We start from the raw sequence: 22199 nt of genomic DNA, 5'->3' as shown, positions 1-22199 counted from the left end.
CCGCGGCGCGGCGGGCGCGGCGGGCGCGGAGCGGCGTCGCACGGCGGCGCACCGGGCGCATTGCCGGGCGCGCGGCGGTACGCCACGGCGTGCGCCGCACGACCCGGTACGCCCGAAAGGAGGAAGTCCCGGCGCGGGCGCGTCCGGCGGCTCAGCCGCGCTCGACCTTGGGGGTCTGCGGCGCCGGCGCACCGGACAGGCCCAGCGTCGCGTCGTACGCCGCCTTCCAGTTGCCGTTGGCGATGCTCGCCTCGATGGCGTCGTTCACCGCGGTGCGGAACACCGGGTCCTGCTGCGGGAGTCCGATGCCGTAGTTCTCCGTGGTGAACGGCTGCCCGACCACCTTGAGCCGGCCCGGGTCCTTGGCCGCATAGCCCTTGAGGATCGCCTCGTCCGTGGAGACCGCGTCGACCTGCCCGGCCAGCAGATGCTCCACGCAGTTGCTGTAGTCGTCCTGGAAGACCGCCTGCGTCTCGGGGAAATCCACCTGCAGGCGCTGGAATGCGGTGGACCCCTTCGCCGAACACACCCGCTTGCCGCGGATCGTGTCCTTGCCGGTGATGGCCTGTTCGTCCTTGCGCACCAGGAAGCTCTGCCCGGAGACGTAGTACGGCCCGGCGAACGCCACCAGCTTCTTGCGCTGCTCGGTGATGCTGTATGTGCCGACGTACATGTCCACGTCGCCGTTCTGGATCGCGGTCTCGCGCCCCGACGACGGGACGGTGCTGAACTCGATCTTCGCCGGGTCCAGGCCCAGTTCGGCGGACACCATGCGGGCGATCTCGATGTCGAAGCCGGAACGCGCCAGCGTCGCGCGGTCCAGATAGCCCAGGAACGGCTGGTCGTCCTTCGCCCCCACGATCAGGTGGCCGCGCTCCTTGGCCTTCGCCCAGGTCGGCGACGCGGACAGGTCCACACCCGCCTTCGCGGTGTACACCGGCAGCGACGGCGCCGCGGGCGGCGCGCCGGTCGGCGGCGGCGTGCCGCCGGGCTTGTCGTCCCGGCCGCAGGCCGTGCCGAGCAGGGCCAGGGCGGCGATGCCGGCGACGGCTATGGCCTTGCGCAGTCTCATGACCCCTACTCCTTGGTGGCAGCCGGGGTCGGCACATGGGCGGGCGCGGTGCGCCGCCGTCTCCCCCGGGACCGGACTTCAGGACGACATCATGGGGTATCGCGGCCCTCCGTGGAGAGCAGGACTGGCTCGGGACATGGCGACGCCCCCGCGGCGGGGTGGCACCGCGGGGGCGTCGGGCTTCGGTCCGGCACACGGCCGGCCGCGGATCCCGGTCGGGATCAGGCAGTTGCACCCGCCTGCTGCAGCTCCCCGTCGCCGGGCGCCGCGATGGCCGGCGGCTTGCCCTGCCGGCTGCTGCTGAGGAACCGCTCCAGCCACACCGCGAACAGCGACAGCAGCGTGCAGATCAGGATGTAGATGGTGCCGATCACGATCGCCGCCGGGATCAGCGGCAGGCCGTAGTCCTGCACCGCACCGATCTGCTTGGCGGTGTACAGGAGTTCGCCGTACGTGATGAGGAAGCCCAGCGAGGTGTCCTTGAGGGTCACCACCATCTGGCTGATGATCGACGGCAGCATCGCGCGGATGCCCTGCGGCAGCAGGATCACGGTCATGACCTGCGTCTTGCGCATGCCGATCGCGTACGCCGCCTCGCTCTGCCCGCTCGGGACCGCGAGGATGCCGGCGCGCATCGTCTCGGCCTGCACCGTGCCGTTGTACAGCGTCAGGCCGATGACCAGCGGCCACATGACGTCGTCGCCGATCCAGTCGAGGAACCCGGGCCAGGCGTCGAGCTTGGCGGGCGCCACGTACAGGAAGAAGATCATGATGACCAGCGGCATCGCCCGGAAGAACGTGACGAACGCGGTCGCCGCCCAGCGCAGCACGCGGTGCTCGGACAGCCGCCCGGCGGCCAGCAGCGCGCCGAGGATCAGCGAGAACACCACCGCGAGCGCGAACGCCTTGAGGGTGGCGTACAGGCCGTCGAGGATCAGCTCCTGGATGCCGGTGTACTGGAACGGCTCCCACTTGCGCGACTCGAACTGCCCGGTCTTGTCGAACTTGTAGACCACGTACGCGAGTGCGCCGATCAGCAGCGCGATCCCGACGACCCCGATGATCGTGTTCCGGCGCCGGGCCCTGGGCCCCGGGGCGTCGAACAGGACAGTGGCTTTCTGGCTCATCGGGCCACCGCCAGCTTCTTCTCCAGCAGCGCGAACACCGCGCTCAGGGTGAGCGTGATCGTCAGGTAGCCGACCGCGATCCACAGGAACACCCACAGGACGTTCTCGCCGTTCTCGACCAGCGTGGAGTTCACGCCGAACAGTTCGTCGACGTTGAACGCACCGGCGATCGCCGAGTTGCGGACCATCGCGATCAGCAGCGAGCCGATCGGCGGGATGACGGCGCGCAGCGCCTGCGGCAGCACGACCAGCGACAGCGTCTGGCCGAACGTCATGCCCAGGCTGCGGGCCGCCTCGGCCTGGCCCAGCGGCACCGTGTTGATGCCGGAGCGGACCGCCTCGCAGATGAACGCGGCGGTGTAGCCGCCGACCGCGATCACCGCGAAGGTGAAGTAGTCGAACTTGATGTCGAGCTTGGGGAACCCGAGCGCGACGAAGAACATCAGCAGCGTCAGCGGCGTGTTGCGGATGATGTTGACGTACGCGGTGCCGAACCAGCGCAGCGGCGGCACCGGCGAGACCCGGCAGGCGGCCAGGAGCGTCCCCAGCACGAGCGCCACGACGCCGCACCACAGGGTGAGCCAGAGCGTCTCGACGAAGCCCTTGTGGATCAGGTCCCAGTTGTCGCGGAGCACGCTCATCGCGCACCCGCCTTCCGGCCCGAGGGCAGGCCCGCCGTGCGGGCGGCGTCAGGGCATGTGTTCACGGTGATCCCCGCAGGTCTGGATCGGACGTGGAGACGTGGTCCGGGGACCGCCGGCCGCGCCCGGGAAGGGCGCGGCCGGCGGTGCCGCGGTAGGCGCACTAGCGCGCGACCCGCGGGGCGGCCCGGGGCCGCGCTCCGGACAGGCCCAGGGTGGCGTCGTAGATGTTCTTCCAGACGCCTTCCTTGTTGCTCTCCTCGAGGATCTTGTTGACCGCCTCGCGGAGCTGCGCGTCGTCCTTGGAGACGCCGATGCCGTACTTCTCGGTGGAGAAGTTCTCGCCGACGACCTTGAGGTTCTTCGGGTCCTTGGCCGCGTAGCCCTTGAGGATCGCCTCGTCGGTGGTGACCGCGTCGACCTGGCCGCTCAGCAGGTTGTCCACGCACAGGCTGTACGTGTCGTACTCGACCAGCGTGGTGGTCGGGAAGTCCTTGGTGATCTTCTGGGCCGGGGTCGAGCCCTTGGCCGAGCAGACCTTCTTGTTCGCGATCGTGTCCTTGCCGGTGATCGCGGTGTTGTCCTTCTTCACCAGCAGGCTCTGGCCCGAGATGTAGTACGGACCCGCGAAGCCGACCGACTCCTTGCGCTTGTCGGTGATGCTGTAGGTGCCGACGTAGATGTCCACGTCGCCCTTCTGCAGCGCGGTCTCGCGGTTCGCCGACGCGATGGTCTTGAACTCGATCTTCTTCGGGTCCAGGCCCAGCTCGGCCGAGATCATCCGGGCCATCTCGATGTCGAAGCCGGAACGCTCCTTGGTGGCCGGGTCCATGAAGCCCAGGAACGGCTGGTCTTCCTTGGCGCCGACGATCAGGTGGCCGCGGTCCTTCGCGGCCTTCCAGGTCTTCGAGTCCGGCATCGAGAACTTGTCGTTGACCTCGTACGACGGGGCCTTGCCCGCGTCGCTCGACTTGTCGTCCTTGCCACAAGCGGTGCCGAGCAGGGCCAGGGCGGCGACGCCGGCGACGGCTATGGTCTTGCGGATCTTCATGACCCTCACTCCTTGGTGGTTTCAGGTACGGGCAAGCGGGCGGCCCCGGGCACGGCGTCCGGCCGCCGCACCGCCGCATGGCGGTGCACCCGGGAAGCTGCGGGGATCAGTGGTGCAGGATCTTCGACAGGAAGTCGCGGGCGCGGTCGCTGCGCGGGTTGCCGAAGAACTCGTCGGGGGTGTTCTCCTCGACGATCCGGCCGTCCGCCATGAAGATCACGCGGTTGGCCGCCGAGCGGGCGAAGCCCATCTCGTGCGTCACGACGACCATGGTCATGCCGTCCGCGGCCAGCGACCGCATGGTCTCCAGCACCTCGTTGACCATCTCGGGGTCGAGCGCCGAGGTCGGCTCGTCGAACAGCATCACCTTGGGCTGCATGGCCAGCGCCCGGGCGATCGCCACACGCTGCTGCTGGCCGCCGGACAGCTGCGCCGGGTACTTGTCGGCCTGGTTGCCCACGCCGACCCGGTCCAGCAGCTGCCGGGCCCGCAGCTCGGCCGCCTGGCGCGTCTCGCGGCGCACCTTGACCGGGCCGAGCATCACGTTCTGCAGCACCGTCTTGTGCGCGAACAGGTTGAACGACTGGAACACCATGCCGACGTCCGACCGCAGCCGGGCCAGCGCACGGCCCTCCTGCGGCAGCGCGCGGCCGTCGATGGTGATCGACCCGGAGTCGATCGGCTCCAGCCGGTTGATCGTGCGGCACAGCGTCGACTTGCCCGACCCGGAGGGGCCGATGACGACGACGACCTCGCCCTGCGTGATCGTCAGGTCGATGTCCTGGAGGACGTGCAGCGCGCCGAAGTGCTTGTTGACCTTCGACAGGACCACCAGAGGTACGGCGTCCTCTTTCTCCAGGGACGGTGTCTTGTCCAGGGCTTCGGTCACGGTGGCTTCGCTCCTCCGGATCGTGTGGTGGGCATATGTAAGCGGGCAAGAACCGCGGATCGGGCCGGATTTGAGCTTCACCTGAGGTCAAGACCGGATAACGGAGGGTTGTGTGTCGTGCGTCCTCGGCAGAATCTGGACTGTCTGCTTAGATGACCCGGTTCACGACCCGCCCGCCCGGAACCAGCCCGGAGGAGGACACGCCATGCAGCTGCTGATGGTCGAAGACGACCTGCGCATCGCCGCCCCGCTGCGCGCGGTCCTCGGCCGGCACGGCATGGACGTCCGGCACGCCTGCACCGGCGAGGAAGCCTTGGACGCGCTGACCGCCGACGTCGACGTGGTGCTCCTGGACCTCAACCTGCCGGACCACGACGGCTTCGAGGTCTGCGCCCGAATACGCCGCATCAGCGATGTGCCGGTCATCATGGTCACCGCGCGCGCCGACGTCCGGTCCCGCGTGCACGGCCTCAACCTGGGCGCCGACGACTACGTGACCAAGCCGTACGACATCGCCGAGCTCCTCGCCCGCATCCACGCGGTCAGCCGCCGGGGCCGCTCCGACGCCCGCCCGGACCGCCCCCAGGCCCCCGCCGCCGCCCCGGACCCGGCCGTCACCGCCGCGGCACCCCAGCCCGCCGCCCCCGCGCCCGGCCCCGGCCCGCTCGCGGTCGGCACCGTGGTCGTGGACGGCGCCGCCCGCCGGGTCACCGTGCACGGCACCGAGGTGGTCCTCACCCGCAAGGAATTCGACCTGCTCGCGCTGCTCGCCCAGCGCCCCGGCGTGGTCTTCCGGCGCGAGCAGATCATGAGCGAGGTGTGGCGGACCAGCTGGGCCGGCAGCGGCCGCACCCTCGAAGTCCACGTCGCCTCGCTGCGCGCCAAGCTGGGCAACCCCCGCATCGTCGAGACCGTCCGCGGCGTCGGCTACCGCATCGTCCCGGACGCCTGACCGGTCCCCGCACGTGCGCACCCGACTCCTGGCCCTGCTGCTCGCCCTCATGGTGGCCGTACTGCTGGCCCTCGGCATCCCGCTGGCCCTCTCCCAGGCGGCCGGCTACCAGCAGGAGACCGCCCGGGACCGGGCCGACGACACCGCCGCCTTCGCCGCCGACTTCCAGAGCAGCATGGTCCGCGACGACCTGGAGATCTCCGCGGAGACCCCGGCGCAGACCGAGACCGACCGCATCAACCGCGCCGAACTCCGCGGCTACCTGGAGCAGTACGAGGACACGTACGGCATCCACGCCGCCATCCTGGACCGGCAGCGCCGCACCATGCTGGCCTCCGACGCCGTCTACACCCTGCCCTCCGACGGGCAGGCCAAGGCCGCCTTCGACGCCGCGCTGGCCGGGCGGCGCAGCGACGACCCCCCGCTGGTGTGGCCTTGGCAGGACCGCCGCATCGTGGTCGCGGTCCCCGTCGTGCACCGCGGCGACGTCGTCGCCGTCGCGATCACCGACTCGGACACCGCCAAGATGCGCGGCCGCACCACCGACGCCTGGCTCTTCCTGGGCGCCGCCGAGGCCGTCGCGCTGGTCGTCGCGCTGCTCGCGGCCGGCCGCCTGACCGGCACCATCCTGCGGCCCGTCCAGGTCCTCGACAAGGCCACCCACGAGATCGCCACCGGCCGCCTGGGCGCCCGCGTGGCAGCCGCCCAGGGACCGCCCGAACTGCGGCGCCTGGCCAAGGCGTTCAACGAGATGGCCGACCACGTGGAGACCGTCGTCGAACAGCAGCGGGCCTTCTCCGCGGACGCCTCGCACCAGCTCCGCAACCCGCTCTCGGCCCTCCTGCTGCGCATCGAGGAGCTCGGCCTCAGCCTGCCGCCCGAGCACCAGGCGACCCTCGACGGCGTACGCGACGAAGGCCGGCGCCTCACCCACGTCCTCGACGAACTGCTCGCCCTGGCCCTGGCCGAGAACGCCGCCAACGCCGCGGGCGGCGCCGCCGACCGCGTCCCGCTCGACGTCGCCGCCCTGGTCCGCGAGCGCATCGACGCCTGGGAGCCGGTGGCCCGCTCCCGCGGCCAGCACTTCGACCAGCAGGGCCCGCGCGCCCTCACCGGCCAGGTCGACCCGATCGCGCTGGGCAGCGCACTGGACGCGATCCTCGACAACGCCCTCAAGTTCAGCCCCGACGACGGCGAGGTCGCCGTCGCCCTCGCGGCCGTCGGCGGCGTCCTGGAGATCCGCGTCGCGGACCGCGGCCCCGGCCTCGAACCGGCCGAACTCCGGCGCGTCGGGGACCGGTTCTGGCGCAGCCAGCACCATCAGAACGTGGACGGCTCCGGGCTGGGCCTGTCCATCGCCCGCACACTCCTGCGGGCCACCGGCGGCAGCATCGACTTCTCGGCGCGCGACGGCGGGGGACTGGTCGTCACGGTCACCGTCGACCGCGCCCTCTGAGACCCGCTCCGAGCCCCGGGCGGCCGGCTGCTCGTACGCCTGCACGGACGGCTACACGTACGGCCACGCGGACGGCTACTCGGACGGCACGTGCGGTACGCACTTGGGCGGCCGCGGCGGCAGCAGACCGAGCGTGCCGAGCGTCCCGTCGTAGGCCCGCTGCCAGTCGCCGTTGGCGATGTGCCGGTTCAGCGCATCGCACACCGCACCGGCCAGCGCCGCATCGCCGCGGCTGAGCCCCACACCGTACGGCTCGTCCGAGAACGGGCTGCCCAGCACCCGAAGTTCGGCCGGATGCCGGGCCACGAACCCGGCCAGGATGGTGTCGTCGGTGCTCACCCCGCGCACATTGCGCTTGAGCAGCTCGTCGACGCACTCCGAATACTTGCCGCGCTCCTCGACCTGCATGGTCGGGAACTTCTGCCGCACCCGCGCCGCGGACGTCGACTCGCGGACCACGCACACCCGGCTGCCCGCCAGGTCCTCCGGGCGCGCCGCACCCGGGTCGTCCTTGCGGACCAGGAAGTCCTGCCCCGCCACGTAGTACGGGCCGGCGAACGAAACCCGCTGCAGCCGCTCCGGATTTATCGTGTAACTCGCCACCACGAGGTCGACCTGGCCGCTCGCTATCCGGTATTCGCGGCCCTGCGTCTCGACGTCCACGAAGCGGATCTTCCCGGCGAACCCGAGATCCGCCGCAATCATCCGCGCGATGTCGTCGTCGAAGCCCGTGTACTGCCCGTCGGCGCCCTTCTGGCTCACCCCGGGCTGGTCCGGCTTCACCCCGACGATCATGTAGCCGCGCTGCACCATCGCCTGGTACGTCGCCGACCGGGCCCGCAACTGCGCCAGCCGGTCGCTGCCCTTGCCGTCCGAGCCGACCGCCTTCAGCAGCACCAGCGACGTCGCGACCAGCACGAGCGCGAGCACCGCGGGCACGATCACCTGCAGCTTCCGGCGGCGCGTCCACCGCCCCGGGGCCGGATCCGGCGCATCGCCCGCGGGCCCGCCGAGGACGACCGCCGCTTCCGCATCGTCCGGAAGCTCGCCGGCCCACGTCGGCTCCACCGGCTCGTCCGCGGCATGGACGCCCAGCTCCGCCGCCGCTTCGCCCGCCCGCGTTCCCGAACCGCCCGGCACACTGCGGTGCGTCGCGGTGTGCCCGCTGCCGAGCCCTGCCCGGTACGCGCCCGGCCCCGCGGTCTCGCCCGCGGACGGCGGCCGCTGCGCCGGGAGCATCTCGCCGCCCCAGGTGCGCGGCAGCGCGTCCTGGATCACCCGGACCAGCAGCTCCTCGGCCTCCTTGGCGTCCAGCCGCTCCGCCGGGTCCTTCCGCAGCAGGCCCATCACCACCGGCTCCAGCGCACCGGCATGGCGCGGCGGCGCGGGCGCGTGGTTGACCACGGCGTCCACGACCTCGACCGGCGAGGCCCGGATGAACGGCGGACGGCCCTCGACCATCTCGTACAGCGTGGCGCCCAGCGACCACAGGTCGGACGCCGGGTCCAGCAGCGTCGTACCGCTCATGCCCAGCGTCTCGTCCGACGTCCGCACGCCCCCGCCGGCCACCGCGGTCTCGGCGCCGGCCTCCCGGCCGTCCGCGTCGCACGCCTCCGGGTCGCACTCGTCCGCCTCGCAGACCGCCCCGCCGCGCCGGCCCTCGACCGGCACACCGCCGGTGGCGAACCGCTCGGCCCGCTCCGGCGCCAGATACCCGGGCGTGCCCAGCAGCTCCCCGACATGCGTCACCTGCGGGGCGTCCACGAACGTCGCGATGCCGAAGTCGGTGAGCACCACCCGGCCGTCGAAGCCCAGCAGCACGTTCGCGGGCTTCACATCGCGGTGCAGCACACCCTTCGCGTGCGCGGCGCGCAGCGCCCGCAGCACGTCGAGCCCGATGCGCGCGGCCTCCGCGTACTCGAGCCGGCCTTCGGTGCGCACCACTTCGGACAGCGAGCGGGAGATCACCAGCTCCATGACGATCCACGGGCGCCCGTCCTCTTCGAACACGTCGTGGACGGTGACCACGTTCTCGTGCCGGATCCGGGCGGCGGCAGTGGCCTCGCGCTTGCTGCGCTCCAGCCAGGACCGCTGCGCGGCCTCGTCCAGGGAAGCCGGCAGCAGGAGTTCCTTGACCGCGACCTCGCGGCCCAACGCGGTGTCGACGGCCAACCAGACCTCGCCCATACCGCCGCGGCCCAGGCTGCGGCTCAGGCGGTACCGCTGGTTCAGCACACGGCCGACATCGCCTTCGGACACTGCGGTCACGCCCTCCTCCCAGGGTGCTCCGGGAGTGTGCTCCGACTTCTGACAGGAGGTCAGAGTGTAGGAGTGCCGCGCACTCGCCGGAGGGTCAGGCCCCCAGCATCTTGCATTTACCGGTCTACGCGCGACGTCGGACGCATCACGGTTTCGCCGATCTGTACCAGAGCCGGGCACCTTCGTGCAGCTTCAGCGGAGGGTCCGTGAAGATCGCGGTCCGCGGATCCACCAACTGGGCGGCGTGCACCTGCGCCCCGATCGACTCCCGCTCGCCCATCACCGTGCCGGTGACCTGCCGGATCAGCCCGGTGTCCGCATCCGCCCGGGTCACCAGGAGGTTCGGCACCGCGATCGTCGGCACGGTCGCATCGCGGCGCCCGTCCAGCCCGGGGTACGCGTCGGCCGGGATCACCGCCTCGCGGTACACATGCCCGTACTTCGCCCGCAGCTTGGTGGCCACCTCGCCCAGCGGCACGAACCGCAGCTTCATGCTCCGGGCCAGCTGCCACACCGCCTCGGTCGGCAGCCCGCCGGACCAGAAGAACGCGTCCACGTTCCCGGCGCCCAGCTCCTTCGTGGCGTCGCCGATGCCCAGCCGCACCGGCACGATGTCGCGGTCCGCGTCCATCTCGGCGGTCGCCAGGATGCGCCGCGTGATCAGCTCCACACCCGACTGCGGAGGGCCGATCACCACGCGCTTGCCCTTCAGGTCCTCCAGCGACCGGATGCCCGACGACGCCGGCACGACCAACTGCACGTAGTCGTCGTACAACCGCGCGACCGCGCGCAGCTCGGCCCGCTTCGCCGGGTCGAGGTTCGCGACCGAGTCGGCCGTCGCTATGCCCAGCGTGTTCCGGCCGTCGCCGATCCGGGCCAGGTTGTCCACCGAACCGCTGCTCTCGTCCACGCGGACCGGCGCGCCCAGGTCCTCGGTGAGCCGCGGGGCCAGCAGCTCGCCGTACTTGAAGTAGACGCCGCTGCGCACCCCGGCCGCGATCGAGATCGGCCCGCCGCGGTACGGCGCCGCGTCGTCCGAGCTGATCCACAGCCCGCCGGCGAACAGCGCGAGCGCGAGCGCGAGTGCCAGCGCGACGATCGTCCGGGTACGCCGGATCTGCCCGCCGCCCCGGGGAACCGGCGCTGTGCCGCCCTGTCTCATACGCGTACCCTTGATTTCGATATGAGCGCGCGATCTTACGAGGTGCGCACCTACGGGTGCCAGATGAACGTCCACGACTCCGAGCGGCTGTCCGGCCTGCTGGAGGACGCGGGCTACGTCCGCGCTTCCGCGGGCGAAGAAGCCGATGTCGTCGTCTTCAACACCTGCGCGGTGCGGGAGAACGCCGACAACCGGCTGTACGGCAACCTCGGCCATCTTGCGCCGAAGAAAGCCAAACGGCCAGGCATGCAGATCGCGGTGGGCGGCTGCCTCGCCCAGAAGGACCGCGACACCATCGTCGCCAAGGCCCCCTGGGTCGACGTGGTCTTCGGCACCCACAACATCGGCTCGCTGCCGGTGCTCCTGGAGCGCGCCCGCGTGCAGGAGGAAGCCCAGGTCGAGATCCTCGAGTCGCTGGACGTGTTCCCGTCCACGCTCCCCACCCGCCGCGAATCGGCTTACGCGGCCTGGGTGTCCATCTCGGTCGGCTGCAACAACACCTGCACGTTCTGCATCGTGCCCGCGCTGCGCGGCAAGGAGAAGGACCGCCGCCCCGGCGACGTCCTCGCCGAGATCGAGGCGCTGGTCGCCGAAGGCGTGATCGAAGTCACCCTGCTCGGCCAGAACGTCAACGCGTACGGCTCGGACATGGGCGACCGCGAGGCCTTCTCCAAACTGCTGCGCGCCTGCGGGCAGATCGACGGCCTCGAACGCGTGCGCTTCACCTCGCCGCACCCGCGCGACTTCACCGACGACGTCATCGCCGCGATGGCCGAGACGCCGAACGTCATGCACCAGCTGCACATGCCGCTGCAGTCCGGCTCGGACGACGTGCTGCGCGCGATGCGCCGCTCGTACCGGCAGGACCGCTACCTCGGCATCATCGAGCGGGTCCGCGCGGCCATGCCGGACGCGGCCATCTCGACCGACATCATCGTCGGCTTCCCCGGCGAGACCGAGGCGGACTTCGAGCAGACCCTGCACACGGTCCGCGAGGCCCGCTTCGCGAACGCGTTCACCTTCCAGTACTCCAAGCGCCCCGGCACCCCCGCGGCCACCATGGACGGCCAGATCCCCAAGGAGGTCGTCCAGGAGCGCTACCAGCGCCTCGTCGCGCTGCAGGACGAGATCTCCTGGGACGAGAACAAGAAGCAGGTCGGCCGCACCCTGGAGGTCCTCGTCGCGGAAGGCGAAGGCCGCAAGGACGAGGCCACCGCGCGGCTCTCCGGGCGCGCCCCCGACAACCGCCTCGTGCACTTCGAGCGCCCTGCGCAGGACGTGCGCCCCGGCGACGTGGCGACCGTCGAGATCACCTACGCCGCCCCGCACCACCTGCTCGCCGAAGGCCCGACGCGGTCCGTGCGCGCCACCCGCGCGGGCGACGCCTGGGCCAAGCGCACCGGGACGGCGGCCGCCGCGGCCAAGCCCGGCGTGCTCCTCGGCATGCCGCAGATCGGCGCCCCGGCCCAACCGGCTGACGCCCCCGCGGCCGGCGCCTGCTGCGCCGACTGACGCAACACACGGCGGCGGCCCGGCCGGGGGAAACAGCCCCTGACCGGGCCGCCGCCGTTTGCGAGCCGGCCAGAGCTCAGCCGCGCTCGTTCCAGCCCGTCATGACCGGGAAGCCGTGCTCGTACCCCAGCGTGGACACACCTGCCGTGGCCAGCGCGAAGAGGCGGCCGTCGGCGGGCGGGAGGCCCAGCCACCGCGCGGTCAGGACGCGCAGCACGTGGCCGTGCGCGACCAGCGCCACGTCGTCGCCGCCGGCCAGCACCGGGCGGACGCGCGCCAGGACGCGGTCGACGCGGGCGCCGACCTCCGCGGCCTGCTCGCCGGGATGCTCGGGGTCGCCGGGGACGATCCCGTCCCGCCACAGGTACCAGTCGGGGACCGTCTCGCGGATCTGCGGCGTGGTCAGGCCCTCGTAGCCGCCGTAGTCCCACTCCATCAGGTCCGGCTCCGGCTCCGCACCGGCCAGTCCGGCCAGCGCCGCGGTCTCGCGGGCCCGCTGCAGCGGGCTGGCCAGCACCAGCGCGAAGCGCTGCCCGGCGAGCAACTTGCCCGCGGCGCGGGCCTGCTCCTCGCCGGCGGGGGTCAGCGGGATGTCGGTCCGCCCGGTGTGCCGTCCGGACCGGCTCCACTCGGTCTCGCCGTGTCTCAGGATCGTGAGCTGCGCCATGAGCCCATCAGAACACGTTGGGTAGTCTCGTGCCGTGCTCGTTGCCGCTGCCGTGTGTCCTCATCCGCCGTTGATCGTCCCCGAGCTGGCCGCGGGCGCCGCGGGCGAGCTCGACGCGTTGCGCCGAGCGTGCGACGCCGCCGTCGCCGCGCTGGCCGACGCCCGCCCGGACCGGGTCGTGGTGGTCGGCACCGGCCCCGAGTCGGCCGACTTCGCCAAGGGCGGTACCGGGTCCTTCGCGCCGTTCGGCGTGGACCTCGCGGTACGCCTGGGCGAGGGCGGCACCGGGGACGGCACCGAGCGGCTCCCCGAATCGCTGGCCGTCGGCGCCTGGCTGCTGGCCCGCACCCCGGTCGGCGTGCCGGTCTCGGGCCTCGCGGTGGCCGCCGGCGCGGATGCCGCCGACTGCCTGGCGTCCGGCGCCGAACTCGCCGCGGGCGACGAGCGGATCGCGCTCCTGGTGCTCGGCGACGGCTCCGCGTGCCGGACCGAGAAGGCGCCCGGCTACCTCGACGCGCGCGCCGAGGCGTACGACGCGGCCATCGCCGCCGCACTCGGCGGCGCCGACGTGCTCGCGCTGGCCGGCCTGGACCCCGAACTCGCCGACCAGCTCTGGGTGGCGGGCCGCGCAGCCTGGCAGGTGCTGGCCGGCGCCGCCGACGGCGCGGGCCTGACCGGCACCCTGACGTACGAGGACGCGCCTTACGGCGTGGGCTACTTCGTCGCGGTGTGGCGCTGACCGCACCGAACGCGCAAGCCCCGCACGCACATACGACGGCGGCCACGGGAACTCTCCCGTGGCCGCCGTCGCCTGCGAACCTGTGCCGTGCGGCCGGCCCTCCCGGGCCGGCCTTGCCCGTCCGTCAGGCGGGCGGGTTCTCCTCCGCGGGAGGCGCTTCGGCCGGGGCCTCGGCGGCCGGCGCCTCGGGGGCTGCCTCGGCAGGTGCTTCGGGGGCAGCCTCGTCGTTGTTGATGCCGAGGGTGTCCTTCGCCTTCTCGGCCCCGGCGTCCAGCTGACCGCTGTACTTGCCGCCGGTCTTCTCGTCGATCATGTCGGTGGCCTTGTCGACCGCCTGCTCGGCCTTGTCGCTGTGCGGGGCGAGCTTTTCCTTGATGGTGTCCAAGAGACCCATGTCTTGCTCTCCTTCGGACTTGCGACCCGAGCCGGAAGGCTCCGGGACAGTCGCGAGTGCTGCGGGCGAAGCAACGTCCGCGGCCTCCTCCGGTCGGCTGCCTTCGCAGCAGGCACCGGAATCCTGGGCGGGGACGCAACACTCGGTCGCGGGCCGCTCCTCGACAAGGGTTCCGACGCTTCCGGCGCGGGCCGGGTCCGGGGAGCCGGGCTCCTGCTCGGCGTCCGCGGAAGAATTACGCCTGAACCAGTCGAAAACGCCCATTTCTTGCTCCTTGACCCTACGTCGGAGGTGCGGGATGTGCATGTCGTGCCGCAGGACAACGAGGCCGGACGGGGCACGGTTATGTCGCCGGGCCCCGGCGTACCGCATCGGGTGACGGTAAGTAGCCGGTGTTCCGGCAGACTTGTCCCCGTGAGTGCGCGATCCCTTCCCGAAGCAGAACCGGCGGCCGGTGCCGCGACCGATCCGGCGGCCCGTCCGGCGGCCGGCGGCCCGCGGCCGCCGCGCGTCGTCGCGGTGGTCGGACCCACCGCGGCCGGCAAGTCCGATCTCGGCGTCGCGCTCGCGCGCGCGCTGGGCGGCGACGTCGTCAACACCGACTCGATGCAGCTCTACCGGGGCATGGACATCGGCACCGCCAAGCTCACCGTCGCCGAACGCGACGGCGTGCCGCACCACCTCCTGGACGTCTGGGACGTCACCCGCACCGCGAGCGTCGCGGAGTACCAGCACGACGCCCGCGCGGTCGTCGACGGGCTGCTCGCGGCCGGGCGCACCCCGGTCCTGGTCGGCGGCTCGGGCCTGTACGTCCGCGCGGTCGTCGACGACCTGGAGTTCCCCGGCACCGACCCGGAGGTCCGGGCCCGGCTGGAACGCGAACTGGAGGCCGGCGGCTCCGGCCCGCTGCACACCCGCCTCGCCGGACTCGACCCGGCCGCCGCGGCCGCGATCCTGCCCAGCAACGGCCGCCGCATCGTGCGCGCGCTGGAGGTCATCGAGATCACCGGGCGGCCCTTCACCGCCACGCTGCCCGGCCCGGTGCCGGTGTACGACTGCGTCCAGATCGGCGTCGACGTACCGCGCCCGGTCCTGGACGAGCGCATCGACGCCCGCGTCGAACGCATGTGGCGCGACGGGCTCGTCGACGAGGTCCGGGCCCTGGAGAAGCAGGGCCTGCGGGACGGCCTGACCGCCTCGCGCGCGCTCGGCTACGCGCAGGTGCTGCGGCAGCTCACCGGCGAGATCGGCGAGGCCGAGGCCAAGGAGGACACCGCCCGGTCCACCCGCAGGTTCGCGCGCCGCCAGGACACCTGGTTCCGGCGCGACCGGCGGGTGCGGTGGCTGGCGTACGACCGGCCCGACCTGGTCGGCGAGGCGCTGCGCCAGATCGCCTTCGAGACTCCGGAAGGGGCCGGGCCGCAGGGCGGACAACCGGGTGGGCAGCCGGGCGGGCCGGAAGGCGGGGAGTAGCGGGGGAGGGGGCGAGCGTGCGGCGAACGGGCTTTCGTGCCCCGGTAATCGGAGCCGCACACCCGCTGCGGTGTCGCCGATCCGGGTGAACCTTGCGGCTGTGGCCCGATTTCGGCTGTGCCGCGTGGGACGCAAGTGCCACCGTTGATGCGTCGTCGTCGCGTCCGGGGGAGGGTGCCGTGGCCGGATCGTCCACATCAGCACGGGAGTTCACACCGTTCAGGCGCATGAAGGAGGCGCCGCGGCGCTGGGCCGCCGGCGCGGCCGCGGCCGCCCTGCTCGTCACCGCGTCCCCGGCGGCGTCCGCGCACCCGGGCACACCCGCGCCGTTCCCGAAGGTCCCGGTCATGACCGGGTACGGCGGCGCGGTCTCCAGCGTCGACCCCGACGCCACCCGCATCGGCCTCGAGGTGCTGAGACGCGGCGGCAACGCGGTCGACGCGGCGGTCGCCACCGCCGCCGCGCTCGGCGTCACCGAGCCGTATTCGGCCGGCATCGGCGGCGGCGGCTACTTCGTCTACTACGACGCGCGTTCGCGCACCGTGCGGACCATCGACGGCCGCGAGACCGCGCCCGCCCGCATGACCGAGACCGCGTTCATCGATCCGGCCACCGGCAAACCGCTGCCGTTCGACCAGGGCGTGAACTCCGGCCTGTCGGTCGGCGTCCCCGGCACCCCCGCGACGTGGGCCCGCGCGCTGCGCGAGTGGGGCACGATCCCGCTGCGCCAGGCGCTGGATCCGGCCGCCGAACTGGCCGCCCGCGGCTTCGTGGTGGACGAGACGTTCCGGGCGCAGACGGCCGCGAACCAGACGCGCTTCGACGACATCGTCCCGACCCGCGACCTCTTCCTGCCCGGCGGCCAACCCCCGGTCGTGGGCAGCACGTTCCGCAACCCGGACCTCGCCCGCACGTACCGCGAGATGGGCCGCAACGGCGTCGACTGGCTCTACAAGGGCCCGCTGGGCCGCGAGGTCGTGCAGACCGTGAAGGCACCGCCGGTCGCGCCGGACGCCGACCGCGTCTTCCGGCCCGGGCTCATGGAGACCGGCGACCTGGCCGCGTACCGGGTCCTCGACCAGAAGCCGACCAGGATCGACTACCGCGGGCTGAGCATCTACGGCATGGCGCCCTCCTCGTCCGGCGGCACCACGGTCGGCGAGGCGCTCAACATCCTGGAGACCGTCGACCTGCGCGGCATGGACCAGACGACCGCGACGCACTACTACCTGGAGGCGTCGCGGCTGGCCTTCGCCGACCGCAACCGGTACGTCGGCGACCCGAAGTTCGTCGACGTCCCGCAACGCGGGCTGCTCTCCGACGGGTTCGCCAAGGAACGCGCCTGCCTGATCGACCCGGCCAAGGCCGCGGTCAGCCCGATCGCCCCCGGCGACCCGGCACCGCCCTACCAGGGCTGCCCGGCGGCCACCGGCATCGGCGATGCCGAGCCTTACGAAGGGCTGTCCACCACGCACCTGGTCACCGCCGACCGCTGGGGCAACGTGGTGGCGTACAACCTGACCATCGAGCAGACCGGCGGCAGCGCGATCACCGTGCCGGGCCGCGGCTTCCTGCTCAACAACGAGCTGACCGACTTCAGCTTCGCGCCCGCCAACCCCGCGGTCCCGGACCCGAACCTCCCGGCGCCCGGCAAGCGGCCGCGCAGCAGCATGTCGCCGACCATCGTGCTGCAGGACGGCAAGCCGCTCATCGCGGTCGGCTCGCCCGGCGGCGCGACCATCATCACCACCGTCCTGCAGGTGCTCACCGGACGCCTGGACCGCGGGCTCGGACTGCCGGACGCGGTCGCCGCGGCCCGGCTCTCGCAGCGCAACGGCGCGGCCACCGAGGTCGAACCGGGCGTACCCGCCGAGCTGCGGGCCGCGCTGATCGCGCGCGGGCACGTGCTGCGCGAGAACCCGGAGATCGGTGCCGCGACCGCGCTCGAATTCCTCACCCGGAACCGCATCCAGGCGGTCGCCGAACCCACCCGGCGGGGCGGCGGCTCGGCGGGGGTGGTGTGGCCCGGCTGACCGGCTGACCGGCAGGCCGGTAGGTCGGGCAGCAGATGCAGTGATGCGGGGCCCGCGGCGTCCGAGGACGCGGCGGGCCCCGCCGCCGCATGGGCGCCGCCGCCGGTGATCCGCGCACCGCCGTAGGATCGGCAGGGTGAGCACTCTGCGATTCCTCAAGGGGCACGGCACCGAGAACGACTTCGTGATCGTGCCGGATGCCGACGGCGCGCTCGACCTGAGCGCGGCCCAGGTGGCGGCGCTGTGCGACCGGCGGGCCGGCATCGGCGCCGACGGCGTGCTGCGCGTCGTCCGGTCGGCCAAGGACCCCGCGGCGGCGCACATGGCCGCCGAGGCCGAGTGGTTCATGGACTACCGCAACGCGGACGGCAGCATCGCCGAGATGTGCGGCAACGGCACCCGGGTCTTCGCCCGCTACCTGGTCGCGGCCGGCGAGGCCGCGCCCGGCACGTTCAAGATCGCCACCCGGGGCGGCATCAAGACCATGCAGGTGCCGGCCGACGGCGGCGACGTGACGGTCGACATGGGCGTCGCGAAGCTGCCCGGCTCGGACGGCATCGAGGTCACACTGCCGGACGGCACGACCCGCCCCGCGGTCAACGTCAATATGGGCAACCCGCACGCCGTCGTGTTCGTCGACGACCTGGACGAGGCGGGCAACCTGTTCACCGCGCCGCCGGTCGCCCCGGCCGCGGCGTACCCCGAGGGCGTCAACGTCGAGTTCGTGGTCGACCGCGCCCCCGGCCACGTCGCCATGCGCGTGCACGAGCGCGGCTCGGGCGAGACGCGGTCCTGCGGCACCGGGGCCTGCGCGGTCATGGTCGCCACCGCGCGCCGCGACGGCGCCGCGCTGCCCGCGACGTACACGGTGGACGTCCCCGGCGGCCGCCTGGTGATCACCGAGCACGCGGACGGCCGCATCGAGATGACCGGCCCCGCGCGCATCGTCGCCGAGGGCGAGGTCGACCTCGGCGAGCTGACCCTGCGGTCCTGAGCCGCGGTCCCCACTTTTCCTCCAGACCCCTGCACGGCCGGCGCCCGGGCACAGCCCGGGCCGCCGGCTGTGGGCCGCCCCAGAAAAGGCCCGGGAACGGGGATGCGCTCTGGGAGCGTGCCGACGCCTCTGCTAGAAACACTTGACGAAGCCAAGTTAATCGGAGGGGTCGTCATGACCGGTTCTCGCATCGATGTCGCACGCACCACCAACGCCGCGGTCAAGGAAGCCGTCCAGAAGATCGCACCGAAGTTCTTCTTCGACCCCGCCACCACCGCGCGCGGCACCGAACTCGGCTACGACGGCCTCCAGTTCTACATCGCCGGCCGCGGCGGCGTGGTCGGCGACGCCTCCGACGACGTGGTCGTCGAGGCCTTCCACTACTTCGAGCCGACCGCCCTCGCCGCGATGTGGGCCGCCGCCGCCAAGATCGGCCCGGTCGCCGACGCGGCCGCCGCCTACGCCGAGTGCGGGCACGCCTGGGGCCGTGCCCACCTGGCCGGCTTCGACGGCGTCGAGCGCCTCGCCGAGCTGGCCGGCAAGATCGTCGAGGCCAACGACCTGGGCCCGGCCGGCCGCCTCTACACCGGCTGGCGCGCCCTGCCCCTGCCCGACGACGCGCCTGCCCGCGCCATGCACCACCTGCAGTCCCTCCGCGAGCACCGCAGCGACCTGCACGCCCTCGCACTGCGCGCGACCCGCATCACCGCCCTGGAGGCGCAGATCGGCGAGCGCAAGCACGAAGGCATGATCAAGTTCTTCGGCTGGACCGAGCCCTTCCCGGCCCTCGACGACGAACTCGCCGCGCGCCGCGCCGAGGCCGAGGCGCTCACCGACGAACTGGTCGCCGCCGCCTACACGGTGCTCGACGACGCCGAGTCCGCGGAGTTCGCCGCACTCCTTCCGGCCGCACTCGCGCACCTGGACGCCTGACCCGCAGCGCGGCCGGCCCGGAGCGCCGATCCTCCGGACGGACGGGACCCTGTCAGGGGCAACCCGGAGAAAGTCGCAGGGAACCGGGCTCCTCTCCCCCGCGGGGAGGACCCGGCTTCCCGGTCGCGCGGGCGACGTGGCCCGAAAAGCGGCGACCTAGCGTGGAATGCATCGCAGCATTCCCTGCCAGGAGGCCCTCCATGTCCGCGTCCCGCCCCGGAAACCGGCGCCGCCGCCGGCTCGCCCTGCTCATACCGGCCGCCGCCGTGCTCCCGCTCGCCCTGGCCGCCTGCGACCTCGACGTCGACGTCGACGCGGACAACAAGAAGAGCTCCAGCTACGACGTCGCCGAGAAGGCCGCCAAGATCTCGGTGTCCACCACGGCCGGCAAGGTCACCGTCACCGAGAAGGACATCCAGCGTGTCCAGGTCACCGAGACGAAGCACTGGGAAGGCGACACCGAGCCCACCACCACGCACAACGTGAACGCCGACACCCTCGACCTCGGCTACAAGTGCGCCAAGAACAACGCCTGCTGGGTCTCGTACGACATCACCGTGCCGCGCGGCACCGCCACCCGCGTCGAGACCGACGCCGGCGAGGTCGAACTCCGGGGGCTGTCCGGCGACCTCGACGTCAGCACCGGCGCCGGCAAGATCGACGGAACCGGGCTGACCGCCAAGCAGGCCACCGCGCGCACCACGGCCGGCAGCCTCACGCTGTCCTTCGCCTCCGCGCCCGCCGCCGTGGACGCCAAGACCACCGCGGGCCGCGCCACCGTACAGGTGCCCAGCGGCCAGTCCTACGCGGTCGACGTCGACGCCTCGGTCGGCGACACCGATGTCGACGTCGCCAAGGACGCCAACGCGCCCAGCAAGATCAAAGTCCGCACCACCGCAGGCCAGGCCCGGGTACTGCACAGCTGAGCCGGCCTGGTGCCGCCCTGCTTCCAGCCTGCTCCTGGCCTGCTCCTGGCCTGTTCCCGGCCCGACCCGGCCTGACGCGGCCTGATGTGGCCTGACCGGTCGCGGGCCGGGGGCACGCCGGGGTGTGCCTGGGGAAACCCGCGTGCCATTCCGCGCGCCGCCGTGGCACGATCGAGGTGACGGATTTCCCAGGTGCCGGAAGACAACCGCCCGGTGCCGCGTTGAACAGGAACATATGACCTCCGCATACGACCGAACCCCGTACGACGACGACTCCGCTGTCGAGCTTCTCGACGATCTGGACCACGACGGAATCGACGACGACGGCATCGGGTCGGGCGACCGCGCCGGGTCGGGTCCTGCGTTCGACGCGGACTTCGACGGCGACCAGCTCGACCTCGCCGACCGCAACGCGCTGCGCCGCGTCGCGGGGCTCTCCACCGAGCTCGCCGACGTCACCGAAGTCGAGTACCGCCAGCTCCGCCTGGAGCGCGTGGTGCTCGTCGGCGTCTGGACCGACGGCACCGTCGAGGACGCCGAGAACTCCCTCCAGGAGCTCGCCGCGCTCGCCGAGACGGCCGGCTCCGAGATCCTCGACGGCCTCATCCAGCGCCGCGACAAGCCGGACCCCGCGACCTACATCGGTTCGGGCAAGGCCCGCGAGCTGCGCGACATCGTCGTCGCGACCGGCGCCGACACCGTCGTCTGCGACGGTGAACTGACGCCCGGTCAGCTCATCCACCTGGAAGACGTGGTCAAGGTCAAGGTCGTCGACCGGACCGCGCTCATCCTCGACATCTTCGCCCAGCACGCCAAGTCCCGCGAGGGCAAGGCGCAGGTCTCGCTCGCGCAGATGCAGTACATGCTGCCGCGCCTGCGCGGCTGGGGCCAGTCGCTCTCCCGCCAGATGGGCGGCGGCGGCTCCGGCAGCAGCGGCGGCGGCATGGCCACCCGCGGCCCGGGTGAGACCAAGATCGAGACCGACCGGCGGCGCATCCGCGAGAAGATGGCCAAGATGCGCCGCGAGATCGCCGACATGAAGAAGGCGCGCGACACCAAGCGCGCCGAACGGCGCCGCAACAAGGTGCCGTCGGTGGCGATCGCCGGCTACACCAACGCCGGCAAGTCCTCGCTGCTCAACCGGCTCACCGGCGCGGGCGTCCTGGTGGAGAACGCACTGTTCGCCACCCTCGACCCGACCGTGCGCCGGAGCGAGACGCCGTCCGGGCGGGTTTACACCCTCGCGGACACCGTCGGGTTCGTACGGCACCTGCCGCACCAGCTCGTCGAGGCCTTCCGCTCCACGCTGGAAGAGGTCGCCGAAGCCGACCTGATCCTGCACATCGTGGACGGCTCGCACCCCGAGCCCGAGGCGCAACTCGCCGCGGTGCGCGAGGTGTTCGTCGACGTCGAGGCGCAGAACGTGCCGGAGATCGTGGTGGTCAACAAGGCGGACGCCGCCGACCCCATGGTGCTGGCCCGCCTGCTGCGCCGCGAGCCGCACGCCATCGCGGTGTCGGCGAAGACCGGGCAGGGCATCGACGAACTGCTCGCGCTCATCGACGAGGAGCTCCCGCGGCCCGAGGTCGAGGTCGAGGCGCTGGTCCCGTACCACCGCGGCGACCTGGTGGCCAAGGTGCACGAGAGCGGCGAGATCCTGGAGAGCGAGCACCGCGCCGAGGGCACGTGGCTGCGCGCCCGCGTCGGCGCGATGCTGGCCGCGGAACTGCAGGCCTTCGCGGTGGCGAACCACTAGTCACAGAAGTACTCGGAAACGAACGGCGGGTCCCGAAAGGGACCCGCCGTTCGCGCGTTCGCGCGGCCGCTGCGGATGTGCTGGTGGAGGCGGAGCCGGCCCGCCGCAGGGGCGGGCGTGCATGGTGCGGGCCGGGCCGTGGGGAGGTCGCCGAGTCAGGGCC

At 72.5% G+C, this 22199-nt stretch carries 19 protein-coding genes; 10 read left to right on the top strand and 9 right to left on the bottom strand.

Annotated features, from left to right (window positions below):
• Positions 1 to 151: 151 nt before the first annotated feature.
• The 5 genes from LZ495_RS38515 to LZ495_RS38495 form a co-directional block, all read right to left on the bottom strand.
• On the bottom strand, positions 152 to 1072 hold the full coding sequence (locus LZ495_RS38515; protein WP_235057848.1) for a glutamate ABC transporter substrate-binding protein: 921 nt from the start codon (positions 1070 to 1072) through the stop codon (positions 152 to 154).
• Between the two features lie 221 nt (positions 1073 to 1293).
• Positions 1294 to 2199 carry an amino acid ABC transporter permease gene (locus tag LZ495_RS38510; RefSeq protein ID WP_235057847.1) on the bottom strand — a complete coding sequence of 302 codons (906 nt, stop codon included), beginning with the start codon at positions 2197 to 2199 and terminating at the stop codon, positions 1294 to 1296.
• Positions 2196 to 2840, bottom strand: a complete 645-nt coding sequence (locus LZ495_RS38505) for an amino acid ABC transporter permease (RefSeq protein ID WP_235057846.1) — start codon at positions 2838 to 2840, stop codon at positions 2196 to 2198. Before LZ495_RS38505 ends, LZ495_RS38510 begins: the two co-directional genes overlap by 4 nt.
• 163 nt (positions 2841 to 3003) lie before the next feature.
• On the bottom strand, positions 3004 to 3891 hold the full coding sequence (locus tag LZ495_RS38500) for a glutamate ABC transporter substrate-binding protein (protein ID WP_235057845.1): 888 nt from the start codon (positions 3889 to 3891) through the stop codon (positions 3004 to 3006).
• Between the two features lie 106 nt (positions 3892 to 3997).
• On the bottom strand, positions 3998 to 4750 hold the full coding sequence (locus LZ495_RS38495) for an amino acid ABC transporter ATP-binding protein (protein WP_372498708.1): 753 nt from the start codon (positions 4748 to 4750) through the stop codon (positions 3998 to 4000).
• Between the two features lie 235 nt (positions 4751 to 4985).
• On the opposite strand from LZ495_RS38495, the gene LZ495_RS38490 reads away from it, so the two are divergent.
• Complete coding sequence (locus tag LZ495_RS38490; protein ID WP_235057844.1) at positions 4986 to 5732, top strand: response regulator transcription factor; 747 nt, start codon at positions 4986 to 4988, stop codon at positions 5730 to 5732.
• 13 nt (positions 5733 to 5745) lie between these two features.
• Positions 5746 to 7188, top strand: a complete 1443-nt coding sequence (locus tag LZ495_RS38485; protein ID WP_235057843.1) for a sensor histidine kinase — start codon at positions 5746 to 5748, stop codon at positions 7186 to 7188.
• A 75-nt stretch (positions 7189 to 7263) separates the two neighbouring features.
• Here the strand turns inward: LZ495_RS38485 and LZ495_RS38480 are convergent, their stop codons facing one another.
• Both LZ495_RS38480 and LZ495_RS38475 read right to left on the bottom strand, forming a co-directional pair.
• Positions 7264 to 9456, bottom strand: a complete 2193-nt coding sequence (locus LZ495_RS38480) for a bifunctional serine/threonine-protein kinase/glutamate ABC transporter substrate-binding protein (protein WP_235057842.1) — start codon at positions 9454 to 9456, stop codon at positions 7264 to 7266.
• A 136-nt stretch (positions 9457 to 9592) separates the two neighbouring features.
• Positions 9593 to 10609 (bottom strand): TAXI family TRAP transporter solute-binding subunit, encoded by a 1017-nt coding sequence (locus LZ495_RS38475; RefSeq protein WP_235057841.1) that lies wholly within the window; start codon positions 10607 to 10609, stop codon positions 9593 to 9595.
• A gap of 21 nt (positions 10610 to 10630) precedes the next feature.
• On the opposite strand from LZ495_RS38475, the gene miaB reads away from it, so the two are divergent.
• Complete coding sequence (miaB, locus tag LZ495_RS38470; RefSeq protein ID WP_235057840.1) at positions 10631 to 12121, top strand: tRNA (N6-isopentenyl adenosine(37)-C2)-methylthiotransferase MiaB; 1491 nt, start codon at positions 10631 to 10633, stop codon at positions 12119 to 12121.
• 76 nt (positions 12122 to 12197) lie between these two features.
• On the opposite strand, the gene LZ495_RS38465 is transcribed toward miaB, so the two are convergent.
• Positions 12198 to 12788: a histidine phosphatase family protein gene (locus LZ495_RS38465; RefSeq protein WP_235057839.1), complete on the bottom strand. Its 591-nt coding sequence runs from the start codon at positions 12786 to 12788 to the stop codon at positions 12198 to 12200.
• A gap of 34 nt (positions 12789 to 12822) precedes the next feature.
• Here LZ495_RS38465 and LZ495_RS38460 point away from each other — a divergent pair, with 34 nt between their 5' ends.
• Entirely contained in the window at positions 12823 to 13527 is a 705-nt protein-coding gene (locus LZ495_RS38460) for a class III extradiol ring-cleavage dioxygenase family protein (protein WP_235057838.1), read from the top strand.
• A gap of 124 nt (positions 13528 to 13651) precedes the next feature.
• Here LZ495_RS38460 and LZ495_RS38455 read toward each other — a convergent pair whose 3' ends face one another.
• Positions 13652 to 13921 carry an antitoxin gene (locus LZ495_RS38455; RefSeq protein ID WP_235057837.1) on the bottom strand — a complete coding sequence of 90 codons (270 nt, stop codon included), beginning with the start codon at positions 13919 to 13921 and terminating at the stop codon, positions 13652 to 13654.
• A gap of 519 nt (positions 13922 to 14440) precedes the next feature.
• Between LZ495_RS38455 and miaA the strand changes: the two genes are divergently transcribed.
• The 6 genes from miaA (at position 14441) to hflX (ending at position 22036) form a co-directional block, all read left to right on the top strand.
• Entirely contained in the window at positions 14441 to 15394 is a 954-nt protein-coding gene (gene miaA / locus LZ495_RS38450; RefSeq protein WP_235057878.1) for a tRNA (adenosine(37)-N6)-dimethylallyltransferase MiaA, read from the top strand.
• A gap of 227 nt (positions 15395 to 15621) precedes the next feature.
• A complete protein-coding gene (ggt, locus tag LZ495_RS38445; protein ID WP_235057836.1) occupies positions 15622 to 17427 on the top strand; it encodes a gamma-glutamyltransferase in 1806 nt (601 codons plus the stop codon).
• A 136-nt stretch (positions 17428 to 17563) separates the two neighbouring features.
• A complete protein-coding gene (dapF, locus tag LZ495_RS38440) occupies positions 17564 to 18421 on the top strand; it encodes a diaminopimelate epimerase (RefSeq protein ID WP_235057835.1) in 858 nt (285 codons plus the stop codon).
• A 174-nt stretch (positions 18422 to 18595) separates the two neighbouring features.
• Positions 18596 to 19354: an SCO6745 family protein gene (locus LZ495_RS38435; protein WP_235057834.1), complete on the top strand. Its 759-nt coding sequence runs from the start codon at positions 18596 to 18598 to the stop codon at positions 19352 to 19354.
• A gap of 200 nt (positions 19355 to 19554) precedes the next feature.
• Positions 19555 to 20280 (top strand): DUF4097 family beta strand repeat-containing protein, encoded by a 726-nt coding sequence (locus LZ495_RS38430; RefSeq protein ID WP_235057833.1) that lies wholly within the window; start codon positions 19555 to 19557, stop codon positions 20278 to 20280.
• Positions 20281 to 20515: 235 nt separating this feature from the next.
• On the top strand, positions 20516 to 22036 hold the full coding sequence (gene hflX, locus LZ495_RS38425) for a GTPase HflX (protein WP_235057832.1): 1521 nt from the start codon (positions 20516 to 20518) through the stop codon (positions 22034 to 22036).
• Positions 22037 to 22199: the final 163 nt, after the last annotated feature.

The sequence above is a fragment of the Yinghuangia soli genome, from assembly GCF_021502675.1.
In the GTDB taxonomy this organism is placed as follows: Bacteria; Actinomycetota; Actinomycetes; order Streptomycetales; family Streptomycetaceae; genus Yinghuangia; species Yinghuangia soli.
The sequence above is the reverse complement of the archived record's forward strand: the minus strand, read 5'-3'. Positions and strand labels throughout refer to the sequence as shown.

Coding starts and splice junctions, on each gene's coding strand:
- LZ495_RS38515 (WP_235057848.1), bottom strand. CDS start 1,072: ATGAGACTGCGCAAGGCCATAGCCGTCGCCGGCATCGCCGCCCTGGCC.
- LZ495_RS38510 (WP_235057847.1), bottom strand. CDS start 2,199: ATGAGCCAGAAAGCCACTGTCCTGTTCGACGCCCCGGGGCCCAGGGCC.
- LZ495_RS38505 (WP_235057846.1), bottom strand. CDS start 2,840: ATGAGCGTGCTCCGCGACAACTGGGACCTGATCCACAAGGGCTTCGTC.
- LZ495_RS38500 (WP_235057845.1), bottom strand. CDS start 3,891: ATGAAGATCCGCAAGACCATAGCCGTCGCCGGCGTCGCCGCCCTGGCC.
- LZ495_RS38490 (WP_235057844.1), top strand. CDS start 4,986: ATGCAGCTGCTGATGGTCGAAGACGACCTGCGCATCGCCGCCCCGCTG.
- LZ495_RS38475 (WP_235057841.1), bottom strand. CDS start 10,609: ATGAGACAGGGCGGCACAGCGCCGGTTCCCCGGGGCGGCGGGCAGATC.
- miaB (WP_235057840.1), top strand. CDS start 10,631: ATGAGCGCGCGATCTTACGAGGTGCGCACCTACGGGTGCCAGATGAAC.
- LZ495_RS38465 (WP_235057839.1), bottom strand. CDS start 12,788: ATGGCGCAGCTCACGATCCTGAGACACGGCGAGACCGAGTGGAGCCGG.
- LZ495_RS38455 (WP_235057837.1), bottom strand. CDS start 13,921: ATGGGTCTCTTGGACACCATCAAGGAAAAGCTCGCCCCGCACAGCGAC.
- ggt (WP_235057836.1), top strand. CDS start 15,622: ATGAAGGAGGCGCCGCGGCGCTGGGCCGCCGGCGCGGCCGCGGCCGCC.
- LZ495_RS38435 (WP_235057834.1), top strand. CDS start 18,596: ATGACCGGTTCTCGCATCGATGTCGCACGCACCACCAACGCCGCGGTC.
- LZ495_RS38430 (WP_235057833.1), top strand. CDS start 19,555: ATGTCCGCGTCCCGCCCCGGAAACCGGCGCCGCCGCCGGCTCGCCCTG.
- hflX (WP_235057832.1), top strand. CDS start 20,516: ATGACCTCCGCATACGACCGAACCCCGTACGACGACGACTCCGCTGTC.